This window comes from Undibacterium sp. Di24W (genome assembly GCF_049340325.1).
Classification (GTDB): Bacteria; Pseudomonadota; Gammaproteobacteria; order Burkholderiales; family Burkholderiaceae_D; genus Undibacterium.
Genome location: NZ_JBMPOP010000002.1, coordinates 337,522 through 352,933, shown reverse-complemented (window position 1 = coordinate 352,933; position 15,412 = coordinate 337,522). Strand labels below are relative to the sequence as shown.

Here is a 15,412-nt window from a genome sequence, read left to right as displayed (position 1 = left end):
TATTGTTTTTTTATTAGTCAGGAATATGTAAGGTCAATTTAGCGCCACCTGTTTCTGGTGTTTCGATGACCAAACTTGCCTTCATACCGTACAAGACTTTCAACCGTTCTCGAATATTGCTTAAGCCAATACCATCGTTGGCGTGGATATCAAAACCAATACCGTTATCACTGACTTCCACTTGAATTTCATGTTCACCCTGACGCGCGACAATATTGATATGACCGCCATCTGTTTTAGGTTCTAATCCATGTTTAATCGAGTTTTCGACCAGTGTTTGTATCATCATGGATGGGAAATGCGCATGTTCCAATTCGCGAGGACATTCAATCTTGTAGCTCAAACGTTCTTGCATACGTGCTTGCATAATATTTAAATAGGCACGTGACAATTCCATTTGCTGTCCCAATTTTCCACCGCCTTGTTCACGAATTTGTGGCAATGCTGCACGTAAATATTTAATTAAATGCGTGTGAACGGTCGAAGCTTGCTCTGGATTGGTTTCAATCAATTGTCCAATTAAGGCCAAGGTATTGAATAAAAAATGAGGTTCAATTTGGGCCTGCAGCGTTGCCATTTCCGCTTCCAAAACACGACGTTCCAAAGCTTCGACATCGGCTCTGGTAGCAGCATCGCTGGCAGCCATTTCTGCACGACGCTTACCACCCGCTAAGCTCTTAATCATAATCGAAGAAAATACTAGCAATGGCAGTAGTGCACCTAAACCTAATATGCCACCAATAATCATCGCTATTAGAGATACAAAAACTAAGTAACTCCAAGAAATAACTGCTAGCCAGTCAAAAAATTTCCACCAAAAGACTTTCGTTGTGTCTGCTATATCCAGCAGGAACGAGAGTACTTTATTTTTTTCATCTTCTTTCATGTTAATTCTCCTGATGAACTTCATCCGGTTTTACCTTTTCTGAAATCTCATTCTGCGTATTGCTTTGTGTATTAGCTTGCGCTGGTGTTGCTTGAGCTTGATCTTGATCTTCTTTGCCGATAAAGCATTTCAATAACAATGATCCTATAACCAACCAATTTGCCAAACTGTGAATGGATAAGATGCCACCTATAATTAGAGTTAATAAACACGCCAAGAAAAGCTTGCCCCAAGAGACATCGATAATCCATTCCATATAGTGTTGCCAAATGTATTTACCAGCATCCGTAACATTCAAAATAAACTCTAGAACAGGATTGTTTCTAGTATTTTGATTTTTTTCGCTGCTAGTTTGTTGTGTTTCGAAGTTCATGATATTTCTCCCTATTTTTGGTTAGTTTGATGCAGAACCCTGCATCCATGACTTCACCTTAGCACCGTAAAAAAACGCTCACTAGCAGACTGCGATTAAAAGCAGAAAGAGAGGTCTCAAAGGTAATTTTTAGCGATGAGTGGAAACAAAAACTTGAACGAAAATTGGAATTAGTTCGAAAGAAAATCGAGAAAGTACAGAGATCGAGAGCTAAATACGAAGAATAGGTTCAGTTGTCGCAAATTTCACTGCGATCTAAGGACGCTTTCACCTACAATGAGAGCTAGTCTCAATCTTATTTTTATAAATCATTATTTAATGTCGAAAGTAGCGTTTTTCATGTCTAAAGTTCACGCCTTTATAGTGATTTTTTGTTTTTTCTTACTTTCAGCTTGCTCGCCGAAATTTGATTGGCGAGAAGTCAGAATGAATGATGCACCAATATCAGTGTTAATGCCGGGCAAGCCAGCCAGCCACGCGAGAGATGTGGATTTAAATGGTATAAAAGTTAAGTTGCAAATGACTGCGGTGGACGTCAATCAGATTAGTTTTGCAGTAGCCTATGCAAAATTAGATCAGGCAGATGCAAGCTTAAGTCTTGAACAAAAGAGCCAGCAGCAACAGCAAGCTTTAGAAGCAATGAAGCAAGGCATGCTAAAAAATATTCAGGGAACCTTATTAGAAAAAAATATACCTGAGTTACCAAAAAATACTATTGCAGCATTAGGTAAAACTCAAAATGGGCAAGCAGTTAAATTCGTGGGTCGTTTTGTTATTCAAGGAACGTGGATTATTCAAGCGGTTATGATAGGTGAAGAGAAATTTTTTGATCCTGAAGTACTTGATATGTTTTTTGGTTCTTTAAAGCTTAATTAAGAACCAAATTAAACTAAGACAAATTATTGGTGAGAAGAATATGTTAGTGAGCTTTAAATCAACGGCTGCAGCAGAAATCATTATGTATAAAGAGCATATTGCTGCCGTTTTAGAATTGTTAGGCAAAGAGGTCGAACGTGGTGTAATTACCGCTGCTGAGACTGCATTGGCGATTCAAAAAATTGAAGCCTTAATTGAGGCAGATAAAAAACAAAGGCAACTGCTTGAAAGCGTTAATGATATTGATGCTGATGAAGATTTAGATAGTGTAGAAAAGAAGAAAAAAAATGATGTTGTGACTTTATCGGCGCGCTTGTTTCCATTTTTAGATATGTTACGAGCCGCAAACAAGAAACAAAAAGACGTGCTGTGGGGCGTGTAAGTAAATGATAGATGAGAATAAGTGAGAAATAAGTGAGGCATACAAATTCATGAGCGCACACGTAGAACATACTGAAGAATTTTTTTTAGAAGTAGCAGATGGTACTTCTCTCTTCGTGCGTGATTGGCCAGCAAAATCTGAGACAGCACCCGGTATCTTGATTATGCATGGTTTGGGTGAACATTCTGGACGCTATATTCATATAGCTCGGTTTTTTCTTAATTTAGGATATCGAGTCAGAAGTTTTGACCAACGAGGTCACGGTCAATCTAGTGGCAGACGTGGGGATGTTCCTGACAACGAAGCGATATTGCGTGATACGCGAGCGGTATTGAATGATTTCTTAAAATTATTGCCTGATGCGCCCATGCTTTTTGCTCATAGCATGGGTGGTTTATTTGCCACGCATTTTGTGCTGCAAGGTTTGGCACCAGTTAAGGCTTTGATTTTATCTTCGCCGGCTTTTTCTGTTAAGACCAGTACTTTTCAGAAGATTTTGTTTAAACTTAGTCGCGCTGTTATTCCACATTTAGGGGTCGCACATGGTACCAACGGACGGTATTTATCACACGATTCCGAAGTGGTAGCCGCTTATCAAAACGATACCTTAGTACATTCACGTATCAGCGCCAGTCTGTTTGGTAGTATGTTGTCTTCGATGAGTTATGTGAAAAAACATATTGAAGAATTACCTATTCCATTGTTATTGCTAGTCGCAGAAGCCGATCTAGTGGTCAACCCACGAGGCGCGAAGGCCTTAGTGCAACAAATTGAACGTAGTGTAAATGCAAAACTTCTTAGTACTATTTTTTATCCGGGTTTTTATCACGAAATTTTTAATGAATTAGACGCTTTGCGAGCTTTTGATGATGTCAGAACTTGGTTAGAACAAAAAAATCTGATGCCTGAAGCGCTTGCCGCGTAGTCCTACTTTTTACCCAACATCGTTTGTCAAAACCTTATGTCAGAAACCACCCGCAAAGTATTAACTCGTCCTGTTTTGAGCAAAACTAAGCCCAAATCAAAGTTCAGTACCGGCTCAAAATCAGCATCGACACCTAAGTCATTGCCACCTCTACCAGCGGTTATCAATGAGATAGCAACGCTGAGTATCAAACCAGATTCGCTCGCCTTCAGTCTAGTCGGTGCGGCACAAGCGGTTGCCTATGTTTTGGAAGGTACGGCATTACCCCAGGCTTTATCAAGGGTTTTTGCACAAAATGAACTGAATCCACAAGCTCGCGGTGCGATTCAAGATATTGCGTACCGCACAATGCGGCAAGTTGGTAGGGTTGATGCTTTAATCAAAGCGATGACTAGTAAATTGCCCGAACCGCCCTTGCTTTATAGCTTATTGTGTTGCGCATTGACCTTGTTGGTGACAGAAAATCCTGAAGAAGCGCCCTACGATGATTTTGTAGTGGTCGATCAGGCGGTGAATGCAGCGGCCTCTTCCACCCAAATGGTTTTTGCCAAAGGCATGGTCAATGCTGTGTTGCGTCGTTTTCTCAGAGAAAAGCTAGAACTATTAGCACTCGTGATGAAACAACCTGCTGCTATGTGGAATTATCCTCAATGGTGGGTGGATCAATGCAAAACAGCTTATCCCGAACAATGGCAAGCGATTCTGAAAGCGGGCGATACACCGCCACCTATGACTTTGCGTGTGAATCAAAGACAAATTTCAGTCGGCGATTATTTGGATCTGTTAGCAAAGAATGATATTCAGGCACAGCAAATCGGACCCGTTGCCGTGCGCTTAGATCGTGCTATGCAGGTACAACTAATACCAGGCTTTGAGCAAGGCATGGTATCGGTACAAGACGCAGCCGCGCAATTGGCAACGGATTTGCTCGACGTACAAGATGGTATGCGCGTATTGGATGCATGCGCTGCGCCAGGTGGTAAGACTGGACATTTGTTAGAAGCCGCAAATATCGATTTGCTCGCTTTAGATGCTGATGCTAAACGGGTAGAACGTATTCATGACAATCTAGCGCGTTTGCAATTGTTCGCAACGATTAAAAGTGGTGATGCCAAATATTCTAATTGGTGGGACAGCCAATCATTTGATCGTATTTTGGCAGACGTTCCGTGTACCGCTTCTGGTGTGGTAAGGCGTCATCCCGATATTCGTTGGCTCAGACGTAAAAACGATGCAGTACAGTTGGCAGAAACCTCGGCGAGTATTTTAGACAACTTATGGCGTATGTTAAAACCAGAAGGTAAATTATTGCTGGTTACCTGTTCGATTTGGCCTTCTGAGTCAGAAGCGCAAGCTAGCGCATTTGAAAAACGACATGGTGCTATTCGCTTATCTGCGCCGGGTCAGTTACTACCTACGTCGGAAATCAACAACGAACACGATGGATTGTTCTATGCGCTATTTCAAAAACCGGCGGTTTAAAACTTGTTTCAAGTTATGATGTCAAAAAACATACAGTAAGATTTAGTGCAAAAGTTATTGTTAAAAATTTTAGCTATTTTAGGATTCCAGTGTTTTTCATATGCTCACCCATTTGATCCAATTCTCGCGATCAATTTTTCTTGCATGGGCGCTAAGCTGTTTAGCGCCCATGATGTTTTCTTGCGCCCAAGCTTATGCTTCTGGGGTTGAGGTGACGACTGCTAAAATTGAAACTAGTGATGAAGGCTATCGGGTCTTAGTAGCGTTTTCATTTGAGCTTGGAAATGATTTAAAGACGGCGATTAATGAAGGAATACCGGTATCGTTTACCGCAGAAGTAGAGATTAACCGCCCACGCTGGTATTGGTTTGATGAAAAAACCATACGCTCTTCGCAAACAGTCAAAATTCAATATGACCTCTGGCGCCGTCAATATACTGCAGCAGTCAATGGGGGTTTAAAACAAAATTTTGCGACTCTAGAAGAAGCCATGACGTTGGTCTGGCACCCCAGACGTTGGTTGGTCGCCGATAAGAATATATTGAATCCGAATGCAACTTATAACGTTGCGGTGCGTTTAAAGCTCGATAGCAATCAACTCTCCCGACCCATGTTAATTACCTCGTTTAGCAATAGTGATTGGCGCCTAGCCTCCGAGTGGAAACGATTTACGTTTAAGGCAGACGATAAGTGATTAAGTTTTTGTGGAAAGGTTTAGTTGTCGGCGGCGTTCTAATGAGCGTTTTATTGTTTTCGTTGATGACTTCAACCGAAAATTCCAGCCGTTTTCAATACACCAATGCGAACTTTCCGCTGCTACTGATCGCCAATGCGGTAGTGGCTCTGGGTTTATTGGCGATGGTGATTACATTATCGTGGCAACTAGTAAGACGTTATCGTAAGCGCGAATTTGGCTCGCGTATTATGACTAGATTGGTGGTCTTATTTGCGCTTGCAGGTATCTTGCCGGGTTCTTTGATTTATATCGTTTCGGTACAGTTCGTCACGCGCTCCATCGATTCCTGGTTTATTGTTAAACTCGATCCCTTGTTAAATTCCGGGGTCGATTTAGGACATACGGCCTTAGATTACACGCTGAAAGATTTAGAGGCCAAAGCGAGGAGCATGGTGAATCAACTCAGCGATGTAAGTGAGAATCCTTACTCATCAACCTTACCAATTAAGCTTTCTCGGCTGTTGGAGCAAATGCAAGTGGAAGAAGCGACCATCATCAGTGGTCGTGGTCGAGTGATCGCAACCGCGAACAAAAATCCTTCGATCCTAGTGCCTGAATTACCGAATGCCAGCATCATTCAGATGGTCAGAATAGAAGGCAAGTACGCAAAAATTAGTACGCATCTTGACCACATTGGTGAAGATGCGACACGCAATTTATATACTGATGCGCATCAGAATAGCGGCGGTGATCTCGGTGATAAAGAATTTTTACGCGTTATTATTCCTTTACAGTTAAGCGGTATGAATGCCCGCTTCCAACATGAATCTAGCTATCTGCAATTGATTCAACCGATTCCGGAATTATTGGACACGCAGGCTAAAGTATTTACCACGGCGATTTCAGAGCATCGTGAGCGATCCAGAAGCCGCGAAGGCCTGAAGGATATGTATCTGGTCAGTTTGACCTTATTGCTATTGTTTGCGATTTTCGCGGCGATTACAGCGGCATTTTTTATCTCTAGTGAACTGGCTAGGCCTTTATTGCTATTGGCAGAAGGCACCAAAGCGGTGGCTGAAGGTAATCTCTCACCACGCCCGATTACGACTACTTCTGATGAGCTAGGTAGCTTGACGCAATCATTTAACACCATGACGCGGCAATTATTTGATGCCCGTTCCGCGGTAGAAAAAAATCGCAACGAATTGGAAAATGCAAAGGCCTATCTGGAATCGGTGTTAGCAAGTATGTCTGCTGGGGTTATGGTCTTGGATCAATTTGGTTGTCTAGTCACCTGCAACCATTCCGTAGAGCGCATTTTGCGCCGTCAATTAGATAGCGAAACTGGAAAACCTTTGAGCGATATACCTGGCTTACAAGTATTTGCTGACGCTATCGATAAAGCTTTTTCTGAACAACATGCGCAGTCGGCAGGTGGAACTGAGCAAGAGCATTGGCAACAGCAAATTGAATTGCCAAGTTCCGCATTTAGTGAGGTGCCTGAAGCTGTTTCGACCATGCAAGCAGGAGACGAAGATAAGGGCGTGACTTTGTTAGCGCGTGGTTCACATTTGCCTGTCGCTTCCGGTCTGGGCTACGTTATTGTGTTCGATGATATTACCAATATTATTTCTGCACAGCGCTCCATCGCTTGGGGTGAAGTTGCACGTCGTCTGGCGCATGAAATCAAAAACCCGCTCACGCCTATTCAATTGTCGGCCGAACGTTTGCAAATGAAGTTGGTCGACAAGTTGAACGAAACTGACGCTTTGTTTTTGAATAAAAGCACCACCACGATCGTTAATCAGGTCACTTCGATGAAACGTATGGTGGATGATTTCCGAGACTATGCCAAAATTCCGCAAGCGGTTTTGTCTAAGATTAATTTGTCGGCTTTGATTGATGATGTCCTGCATTTGTATTTGTCGGGCGATGGGCGCGATATTATTCATTTGCACATCGAACCGGGTTTGCCGCTGATTATGGGCGATGCAACTCAGATCCGTCAGGTGATTCACAATTTACTGCAAAATGCACAGGATGCCGTCAGTGAAAATGCGAAAATGGGACAAGTTCCAAGAATCGATGTGGCAGCTGAAATCGTGCATTACACCAGTGCGGATAAGACTGAAAGAGTTGCCGTTCGTTTGTCGGTAGTTGATAACGGACCCGGTTTTTCAAATAAAATATTGGCTCGCGCTTTTGAGCCGTATGCAACCTCTAAACCAAGAGGTACAGGTTTAGGTTTGGCGATGGTGAAAAAAATTGTAGATGAACATGGGGGCAAGGTCGATATTCAAAACCGTAGCGATGCAAACGGTGCCAAAGTTTCGATTTTGCTGTTAAAGTTAGCACCGGAGTCAAATACCTGAGTATCATTCGGGGTTTATCTCAAGTGCTGTGTATGCTGCAGGCTTCCAGAGAGAAGCACAGTGTCGTGTAATTAGCGTAGTAGGTTTTAGGGTACATTTATGGCAAACATATTGGTCGTCGACGACGAAATGGGAATTCGAGAGTTACTCTCGGAAATTTTGGGCGATGAGGGACACGTCGTTCAATTAGCAGAAAATGCACAGCAAGCGCGGGAGGCGCGGGCGCAATCACGGCCGGATTTAGTTTTACTCGATATCTGGATGCCTGATACCGATGGTGTGACCTTATTGAAAGAATGGCAGCGCGATGGTTTATTGACGATGCCAGTCATCATGATGTCGGGTCATGCAACGATAGATACGGCAGTGGAGGCTACCCGTATTGGCGCTTTGAACTTCTTGGAAAAGCCTATCGCTTTGCAAAAGCTTTTAAAAGCGGTTCAACAAGGTTTGACCCGTAATGTCGAAGCACCACGTCCAGTTGCGCCTGTTACTCGTATGAGTAGCTTGGATGCGAATGCACAGGTAAGTAGTGTGGCTTCGTTCACGGCAGCGCCTGTGACTTATGAAACTCGTGATTTCGCGATGGGAAATCATCTGGTTCAAAACAATCAGCATTCATTCAATAATCTTTCTTTTGATTTGCCTTTACGTGAAGCGCGTGATGCCTTCGAGAGAATTTATTTTGAATATCATCTGCATCGCGAAGGTGGCAGCATGACGCGCGTTGCGGAAAAAACAGGCTTAGAGCGTACTCATTTGTATCGCAAACTTAAGCAATTAGGTGTCGAATCAGTTAAGTATGGTAAGCGCGGCGAGTAAGCCGATTGCACCTATTGCGCTGGTTCTGGTGGCGGGCAGCAATTATCAGGTACGTGAAGCCTGGATTGCTGCCGCCATCGCCTCTCCCCCTTTAAATGAAAAAACAGGAGTCTTATTAGAAGGCTTGCCGACTGGCATACTGCTCCTTGAGAGCCTGGACCAGCTCATCATAGAACGCATTGCTCCTGGTTGTTTATGCTGCATAGGTCAACTCGCTATGCGTGTCACGCTAAATCGCTTACTTCGACAAAATTTAAAGAATTTATATATTGCGATTAATGACACCCAGCATTTAGCTCAGTTGCAGCAGGCATTGTTACTATCGCCATATGATCAGATTCTTCAATGTAAAAAGGTAATGGTGCTCTAAGGCTCATTAAATTATGAGCCTTAATTTAAACGTTAACAGGTTCCGCCCTAAAGTTCATACCTTGCTCTGCCGTAACTCTTCATGAGAGAACGGTTTTTCTCTTTTCAAACCAAGCACCCTGCTTGTTTTTGAATGAAGGCCTCTCATATGAGACTCCCCTGAGAAAGGAAGAGCAAATGAACATCATCTATAACAGCGACCAATATAGTGTGGTTGAATTCGGTGCCCAGACAGATCATGAAGCTTTACGTTTTGGAGGCTATGAAATTACTGACAAATCGGTTTGCCGTGAATGCTTTATTGGCGGGATACAGGCGGAGACTTTTCGGCAAGACGTTAAAGAATTGATTTCAAATGAACCCAGTATTGAAGAGATAGACGAATTCTTAGCAAAATTTGATTCTTTTATGGGGCAGTCAGTATTGCTGCACTGAACATGCTTTAAAGTAATTTAATTGCTTGCTATTTTATTGTTTAAAATCGGAGTGTAGATGTATAGTGCGACTACGCATAAACATCGCACTCTTTTCTTTTTTGATCTTCATCGCTCTACATCAATTATTTTCAGTCTTTTTCTTCTAAATTAACCATTTTTTGGATAAAGTTGTTTGTCTACAGAAAAAATAGACAAAAAAAACCCGCTAGCTATTCGCTGCGGGCTAAGTCCAAACCTATGAAGGTGTTGGAGGAGACAGGTGTTACTTTATCGCAGTGCAGCAAATAAGTCTTCTTGCTTTTTTGTATACCAGACATAAACAAAGAATATATCTAGTTTTGCTTAGATCTAGATGCAGCTTCCCAAGCCTGCAAAATTTGTTCGAATTAGTATCTCAATAACACGGGCAAATTGTTCTTTTCAGCTACATGACTAGAACCGAAACCAAAAAAAATGATTTACACTGCCAGACTGATAATTGCAGTCTGAGGACAGTATGAAACTGGTCGATCCTATTCGTGAATTTCAGCAAGAAATTCAAGCTATACGCCGTGATATCCATGCCCATCCTGAATTATGCTTTGAAGAGCATAGAACCGCTGCTGTCGTTTCAGCGAAGCTGGAAGAATGGGGCATCCCCATGTTACGTGGATTGGCCGATACTGGAGTCGTTGGCATTATTAAACGTGGGACGAGTTCCCGAGCCCTAGGTCTGCGTGCCGACATGGATGCTCTGCCCATGCAAGAACTGAATCAATTTGCACATACCTCGCAGCACACAGGAAAAATGCATGCCTGTGGTCACGATGGGCATACCGCCATGTTATTAGGCGCAGCTCGTTATCTCTCGCAACATCAAGATTTTGATGGCACTGTCTATCTTATTTTTCAGCCCGCCGAAGAAGGCGGCGGTGGCGCCCGACGAATGATAGAAGAAGGTCTATTTGAGCGTTGTCCTATGGATGCGGTGTTCGGTATGCACAATTGGCCTGGCATGGAGACGGGTACTTTTGGAGTGCGTTCCGGTGGCATGATGGCCTCATCGAATGAATTTCACGTGACGGTACGCGGAAAAGGTGCTCATGCGGCGCAGCCGCAAAAAGGGATAGATCCCGTGATGATTGCGGTGCAGATTGCACAAAGCTGGCAAACCATCGTCAGTCGTAATGTTAATCCATTAGAGCCGGCAGTGCTGTCATTGACGCAAATTCATTCTGGCAGTGCAACCAACGTAATTCCCGATGATGCTAGTTTAATTGGCACGGTTCGTACTTTTAGTACCGAGGTATTAGATTTAATCGAAAGTCGAATGGAGAAAATCGCACGATCGACCGCGGCGGCCTTTGATGCTGAAGTCGATTTCATTTTTAAACGCAATTATCCCCCTTTGATCAATCACGAAAAAGAAACCCAATTCGTGACTCAAGTATTATGCGACTTGGTTGGATCCGAAAAGCTTGATCAGCGAGTGGAGCCGACCATGGGGGCCGAAGATTTTGCCTTTATGCTGCAGCAAAAACCCGGATGCTATGTATTTATCGGTAACGGCGAAGGCGCGCATCGCAATTCGGGGCATGGTTTAGGGCCCTGCAATTTACATAACCCTAGTTATGATTTTAATGACGATTTATTGCCAATTGGCGCTAGTTATTGGGTGCGATTGGTAGAGGCGTATTTACCAGTTTGATCTTCTATCTGACATAAAAAAATCCCACATGCGAATGTGGGATTTTTGCTTTGTGCTACAAAGAATGTGTTTTATTTAAAACTCATCCCAGTCGTTATCGGCCGATTCTTTCTTTGCGCCAGCGGGACTGGCTGTAATTCTGGCTTGTACAGGGCGCCCACCTCCAGTCATAGGCCGCGTAACAGCACCAGCCCTGACGACGTTAGATTTGCCGTTGACGCTACTTAATTTGAATACGTCTAATGCTTTGGTGAGCAAATCAGCCTGTTCCTCTAGAGATTCCGCAGCCGCTGCCGCTTCTTCAACCAAAGCCGCATTTTGTTGGGTCATTTCATCCATCTGATTGATTGCAGAGCCAATTTCTTGGATGCCGGTACTTTGTTCTTGGCTAGCTGCAGTGATCTCAGCCATGATGTCGCTGACCCTGCGCACTGATGCCACGATTTCACCCATAGTTTGTCCCGCTTGATCAACTAGGACAGAACCCGTACGTACTTTATCAACAGAATCACCAATCAAGGTCTTAATCTCTTTGGCCGCCGCCGCACTGCGTTGCGCCAAGCTGCGAACTTCCGAAGCAACCACGGCAAAACCGCGTCCTTGTTCACCGGCGCGTGCTGCCTCAACCGCAGCATTGAGCGCCAAAATATTGGTTTGAAATGCGATGCCATCAATTACGCTAATGATGTCGACAATCTTCTTAGAAGATTGATTGATGTCATCCATAGTAGTAACGACTTGACTGACCACCTCACCACCTTTTACCGCGACTTCAGACGCGGTTTCGACCATCTTGTTGGCTTGACGGGCGTTGTCGGCATTTTGTTTGACTGTCTCCGTCATTGTTTCCATCGAGCTGGAGGTTTCTTCTAGGCTGCTCGCTTGTGATTCAGTGCGTGAGGACAAATCAGAATTGCCACTGGCGATTTCAGCACTTGCAACTTTGATAGTCTCAGCCGAAGTTTTAATTTCCGAGACCATGTTTTGCAGCCGTGTCTGCATTTCACTTAATGCTGCTAACAAGCTGGTCGTGTCGCCACTCTCAACTTCAATTTGCATAGTCAAATTGCCAGATGCCACAGCCGATGCTATTTCTTGTGCATACTCAGGCTCACCACCCAGTTGTTGCCAGATTGTGCGAATAATAAAGTAGGACACGACAACCAACACTAGCATCACGATCAAACCCGCTGCAATGACCGTCCATAAGACGCGGCGCACGTTGTCGCTAGAATTATCTACGCCCGTTGAGAATTGCTTTTGCGCTGATTCGACTGTCTTTTTTAAATCATCTTCAAGTACTTTTAAGGATGTCTGCATTTGCCCAATCGCCGTTTGCGGATCGCCCTGCTCTACACCTAGCATAATTTTTGCAACACTTATGGCGGGACTAAAGTAGGCATCAAATTCCTTAGCGAGCCTATCGCCTAAGGCCTGTTGACCTGGTACGCTGCTTAAGCTTTTGAATTTCTCGCGGACTTTCTTGGCACGCTCATTGACAGCCTCTATGCCTTTTTTATCGTCTTCGCCTACCGCCTGTTTTAAGGCGTCGACAATACCTTGTACATCGGCCTGAATATTCTTGGATCGGTCTAAGACTGGATAATCAATGTCTTCTGTTGTCTTGATCGATTTCATCGCAGTAGTAGAAAAATAGACACTAGCGGCGATACCAACACCAAAAATGACAGTGGCGATGATGGGCAATGCCCAAATTCTGCGTTTGATGCTCATCAAAAAACCTCGACTTATGTTGTAAAAAATTGCGGGAGACAGAGTTGTCTACCAGCCTTAGCCCTACACGTGGTCACAATTACTTTGAAACATCATATGAACTGCATCGCAGCCACACTTCAATTATCAATTATAGTACTTTGGTTTGATGGACGAATTCAACAAATCCGTTCTTTTGCGTTTTAACAGCTTGTTAAAACTAGGCACTAAATCTAAGCTCAAAACAACAGATATTCAGCATTAGCGATGTATCGCCGATCTTTGAAACAAGATGCGATTGGCGGACACAAATAATGCAATGCACTTACTGCTGAGTAATAGTGTAAGCCAAACTTTTGAAAATTGCGAAAGTCTTATTGCTGTAAATTAAGGTTCACGCAACGCTCGGCGATACTGTATCGCTTCTGCCACATGGTTCTGTTGAATTTCGTTTGTATTCGCCAAATCGGCGATCGTGCGCGCCACTTTCAGGACCCGGTGGTAAGCACGTGCAGACCAGTTCAGTTTGAGCATGGCATTGCGTAACAATTGCCCGGCTGCGGCATCGGTTTCACAAAGTTGATCGATTTCTTTGGTACTAAGTAGATTATTCGCTTTGTTTTGCCGAGCGATTTGCCGCTCGAACGCGCGCTCTACTCGCTCTTGGATCGCTTGACTTGTCTCACCGTCACTTTGGCGTAATAGATCTGCGTGCGGCAAGGCTGGAACTTGGATCTGCATATCGATGCGATCTAGCAAAGGGCCGGAAATTTTGCCCTGATAACGGCTCACTGCATCGGGCGTGCAGCGGCATTTGTTATTGAAGTGACCCAGATAGCCACAGGGGCAGGGATTCATGGCGGAGATTAATTGAAAACGAGCTGGAAAGTCGGCTTGTTTTGCCGCCCGTGAAATATGGATATGGCCAGATTCCAAAGGTTCACGCAATACCTCCAAGACCTTACGATCGAACTCCGGTAATTCATCGAGAAACAACACGCCATGATGTGCCAGTGAAATTTCGCCGGGGCGTGGCGTACTGCCACCACCGACCAGTGCGACCGCGGAAGCAGTATGGTGCGGCGACCGGTACGGACGCTGCTTCCATCTACTCAAAGAAAAGCCACTACTGAGTGATTGTACTGCGGCGGATTCTAATGCTTGCTGCTCCGTCATGCCAGGCAAGATTCCAGGAAAGCGGCTTGCCAACATGGATTTTCCAGTTCCAGGAGGCCCCATAAGTAACACGCTGTGGTTACCGGCTGCAGCAACTTCCAGAGCACGTTTAACTTGCAGTTGCCCCTTTACGTCGCTGAAGTCTGGATAGCGCGGTGCTTCGCTTTGAATCTGACTACGATGGGTACTGATCTTTGATTCTGGATCGACACCAGCGAAGTGGGCGCACACCTGTAACAATGATTCGGCCGGATAAATCCGGGCATCGCTGACCAAGGCCGCCTCATTGGCATTGGCTTTTGGCAACATAAATGCCCGTGCATTGTTTGATGAATTATTGGTACTTCTGCAAATCGCATAAGTCATTGCCAGGGCGCCGCGTATGGGTCTTAATTCGCCCGATAGCGATAGTTCTCCGGCGAATTCATACTGATCGAGTGTATCAGCAGGAATCTGTCCTGAGGCGGCGAGTATGCCTAAAGCAATGGGTAAATCGAAGCGACCAGATTCTTTAGGCAAATCGGCGGGTGCCAGATTAACAGTGATTTTTTGCGCTGGAAAATCAAACCTGGCATTTTGAAGTGCAGCGCGAACCCGGTCTTTGGACTCTTTTACTTCAGTTTCGGGCAAACCAACGATGGCGAATGCTGGTAAGCCGTTAGCTAGGTGGACTTCTACTGTGACTTCGGGTGCTTCCATGCCATTTAAGGCGCGACTTTTTAAAACTGCCAATGCCATATCGTAGGCCCAGATTTGAATGATTACGGCTTACCTAATTGAGTTTCCAATTCAGCAATACGTACTTCCAGCGCTTCTAGTTTGGCGCGTGTTTTTGCCAATACCTGTGTTTGAATATCAAATTCTTCGCGGGTCACCAAATCGAGTTTGGCAAAACCTTGACTCATGATTGCTTTAACATTTTTTTCGATATCTTTGGCGGGAGAACTATCGAGCACTTGCTGTACTTTATTTTGCATATCGTTAAAAAATTGATTCGGTTCCATGGTTTTTCCTGATCTAAAAAATAATTGTTGAAGCGCTTTGTTGCAAAAAAGTGCGGACAAATATCTCACATCTAGTTCAAAAGCGCCCTCGCGGTGCATTATAAAGTCCACGAAAATAAAGAATGCGCCATTTCGGTGCAATTTTTACGACGATAGACATAAAATTAACATAAATGAAAATAATATGTGTACTTTTTTTGAAAATTTTATGATGTCGTTCATGCGGAGAAAC

At 44.1% G+C, this 15,412-nt stretch carries 15 protein-coding genes; 10 read left to right on the top strand and 5 right to left on the bottom strand.

Annotated elements, in window-relative coordinates; translation table 11 throughout:
- Positions 1-13 precede the first annotated feature (13 nt).
- Positions 14-886: a sensor histidine kinase gene (locus ACO0KZ_RS05035; RefSeq protein ID WP_422993380.1), complete on the bottom strand. Its 873-nt coding sequence runs from the start codon at positions 884-886 to the stop codon at positions 14-16.
- Position 887: 1 nt separating this feature from the next.
- A complete protein-coding gene (locus tag ACO0KZ_RS05030) occupies positions 888-1,259 on the bottom strand; it encodes a hypothetical protein (protein WP_422993378.1) in 372 nt (123 codons plus the stop codon).
- Between the two features lie 339 nt (positions 1,260-1,598).
- Between ACO0KZ_RS05030 and ACO0KZ_RS05025 the strand changes: the two genes are divergently transcribed.
- From ACO0KZ_RS05025 to ACO0KZ_RS04980, 10 genes are all read left to right on the top strand, one after another.
- On the top strand, positions 1,599-2,135 hold the full coding sequence (locus ACO0KZ_RS05025; RefSeq protein ID WP_422993376.1) for a hypothetical protein: 537 nt from the start codon (positions 1,599-1,601) through the stop codon (positions 2,133-2,135).
- A 40-nt stretch (positions 2,136-2,175) separates the two neighbouring features.
- On the top strand, positions 2,176-2,517 hold the full coding sequence (locus ACO0KZ_RS05020) for a DUF1840 domain-containing protein (protein ID WP_422993374.1): 342 nt from the start codon (positions 2,176-2,178) through the stop codon (positions 2,515-2,517).
- Between the two features lie 49 nt (positions 2,518-2,566).
- Positions 2,567-3,442, top strand: a complete 876-nt coding sequence (locus ACO0KZ_RS05015) for a lysophospholipase (RefSeq protein WP_422993372.1) — start codon at positions 2,567-2,569, stop codon at positions 3,440-3,442.
- Between the two features lie 36 nt (positions 3,443-3,478).
- Positions 3,479-4,924, top strand: a complete 1,446-nt coding sequence (gene rsmB, locus ACO0KZ_RS05010) for a 16S rRNA (cytosine(967)-C(5))-methyltransferase RsmB (protein WP_422993370.1) — start codon at positions 3,479-3,481, stop codon at positions 4,922-4,924.
- Positions 4,925-5,093: 169 nt separating this feature from the next.
- The gene (locus tag ACO0KZ_RS05005; RefSeq protein WP_422993368.1) at positions 5,094-5,618 is read left to right on the top strand and encodes a DUF4390 domain-containing protein; all 525 of its coding nucleotides are present in this window, start codon (positions 5,094-5,096) and stop codon (positions 5,616-5,618) included.
- Between the two features lie 41 nt (positions 5,619-5,659).
- Complete coding sequence (locus tag ACO0KZ_RS05000) at positions 5,660-7,972, top strand: sensor histidine kinase (protein WP_422993893.1); 2,313 nt, start codon at positions 5,660-5,662, stop codon at positions 7,970-7,972.
- Positions 7,973-8,071: 99 nt separating this feature from the next.
- Positions 8,072-8,794: a response regulator gene (locus tag ACO0KZ_RS04995; protein WP_422993366.1), complete on the top strand. Its 723-nt coding sequence runs from the start codon at positions 8,072-8,074 to the stop codon at positions 8,792-8,794.
- On the top strand, positions 8,757-9,164 hold the full coding sequence (locus ACO0KZ_RS04990; protein WP_422993364.1) for a GTPase: 408 nt from the start codon (positions 8,757-8,759) through the stop codon (positions 9,162-9,164). The genes ACO0KZ_RS04995 and ACO0KZ_RS04990 overlap by 38 nt, the downstream gene beginning before the upstream one ends.
- Before the next feature lie 176 nt (positions 9,165-9,340).
- On the top strand, positions 9,341-9,598 hold the full coding sequence (locus ACO0KZ_RS04985) for a BTH_I0359 family protein (protein ID WP_314858522.1): 258 nt from the start codon (positions 9,341-9,343) through the stop codon (positions 9,596-9,598).
- A 498-nt stretch (positions 9,599-10,096) separates the two neighbouring features.
- Complete coding sequence (locus ACO0KZ_RS04980) at positions 10,097-11,287, top strand: M20 aminoacylase family protein (protein ID WP_422993362.1); 1,191 nt, start codon at positions 10,097-10,099, stop codon at positions 11,285-11,287.
- 75 nt (positions 11,288-11,362) lie between these two features.
- Here the strand turns inward: ACO0KZ_RS04980 and ACO0KZ_RS04975 are convergent, their stop codons facing one another.
- The 3 genes from ACO0KZ_RS04975 to ACO0KZ_RS04965 form a co-directional block, all read right to left on the bottom strand.
- Positions 11,363-13,021, bottom strand: a complete 1,659-nt coding sequence (locus ACO0KZ_RS04975; RefSeq protein ID WP_422993360.1) for a methyl-accepting chemotaxis protein — start codon at positions 13,019-13,021, stop codon at positions 11,363-11,365.
- Positions 13,022-13,387: 366 nt separating this feature from the next.
- On the bottom strand, positions 13,388-14,914 hold the full coding sequence (locus ACO0KZ_RS04970) for a YifB family Mg chelatase-like AAA ATPase (RefSeq protein WP_422993358.1): 1,527 nt from the start codon (positions 14,912-14,914) through the stop codon (positions 13,388-13,390).
- 23 nt (positions 14,915-14,937) lie between these two features.
- Complete coding sequence (locus tag ACO0KZ_RS04965; RefSeq protein ID WP_422993356.1) at positions 14,938-15,180, bottom strand: accessory factor UbiK family protein; 243 nt, start codon at positions 15,178-15,180, stop codon at positions 14,938-14,940.
- Positions 15,181-15,412: the final 232 nt, after the last annotated feature.

Excerpts from the sequence above, each read along its gene's own strand:
- ACO0KZ_RS05035 (WP_422993380.1), bottom strand. The coding sequence starts at position 886 with ATGAAAGAAGATGAAAAAAATAAAGTACTCTCGTTCCTGCTGGATATA.
- ACO0KZ_RS05025 (WP_422993376.1), top strand. The coding sequence starts at position 1,599 with ATGTCTAAAGTTCACGCCTTTATAGTGATTTTTTGTTTTTTCTTACTT.
- ACO0KZ_RS05005 (WP_422993368.1), top strand. The coding sequence starts at position 5,094 with ATGATGTTTTCTTGCGCCCAAGCTTATGCTTCTGGGGTTGAGGTGACG.
- ACO0KZ_RS04985 (WP_314858522.1), top strand. The coding sequence starts at position 9,341 with ATGAACATCATCTATAACAGCGACCAATATAGTGTGGTTGAATTCGGT.
- ACO0KZ_RS05030 (WP_422993378.1), bottom strand. The coding sequence starts at position 1,259 with ATGAACTTCGAAACACAACAAACTAGCAGCGAAAAAAATCAAAATACT.
- ACO0KZ_RS04970 (WP_422993358.1), bottom strand. The coding sequence starts at position 14,914 with ATGGCATTGGCAGTTTTAAAAAGTCGCGCCTTAAATGGCATGGAAGCA.
- ACO0KZ_RS04980 (WP_422993362.1), top strand. The coding sequence starts at position 10,097 with ATGAAACTGGTCGATCCTATTCGTGAATTTCAGCAAGAAATTCAAGCT.
- ACO0KZ_RS05000 (WP_422993893.1), top strand. The coding sequence starts at position 5,660 with ATGAGCGTTTTATTGTTTTCGTTGATGACTTCAACCGAAAATTCCAGC.
- ACO0KZ_RS05020 (WP_422993374.1), top strand. The coding sequence starts at position 2,176 with ATGTTAGTGAGCTTTAAATCAACGGCTGCAGCAGAAATCATTATGTAT.
- rsmB (WP_422993370.1), top strand. The coding sequence starts at position 3,479 with ATGTCAGAAACCACCCGCAAAGTATTAACTCGTCCTGTTTTGAGCAAA.
- ACO0KZ_RS04975 (WP_422993360.1), bottom strand. The coding sequence starts at position 13,021 with ATGAGCATCAAACGCAGAATTTGGGCATTGCCCATCATCGCCACTGTC.
- ACO0KZ_RS04965 (WP_422993356.1), bottom strand. The coding sequence starts at position 15,180 with ATGGAACCGAATCAATTTTTTAACGATATGCAAAATAAAGTACAGCAA.
- ACO0KZ_RS05015 (WP_422993372.1), top strand. The coding sequence starts at position 2,567 with ATGAGCGCACACGTAGAACATACTGAAGAATTTTTTTTAGAAGTAGCA.
- ACO0KZ_RS04995 (WP_422993366.1), top strand. The coding sequence starts at position 8,072 with ATGGCAAACATATTGGTCGTCGACGACGAAATGGGAATTCGAGAGTTA.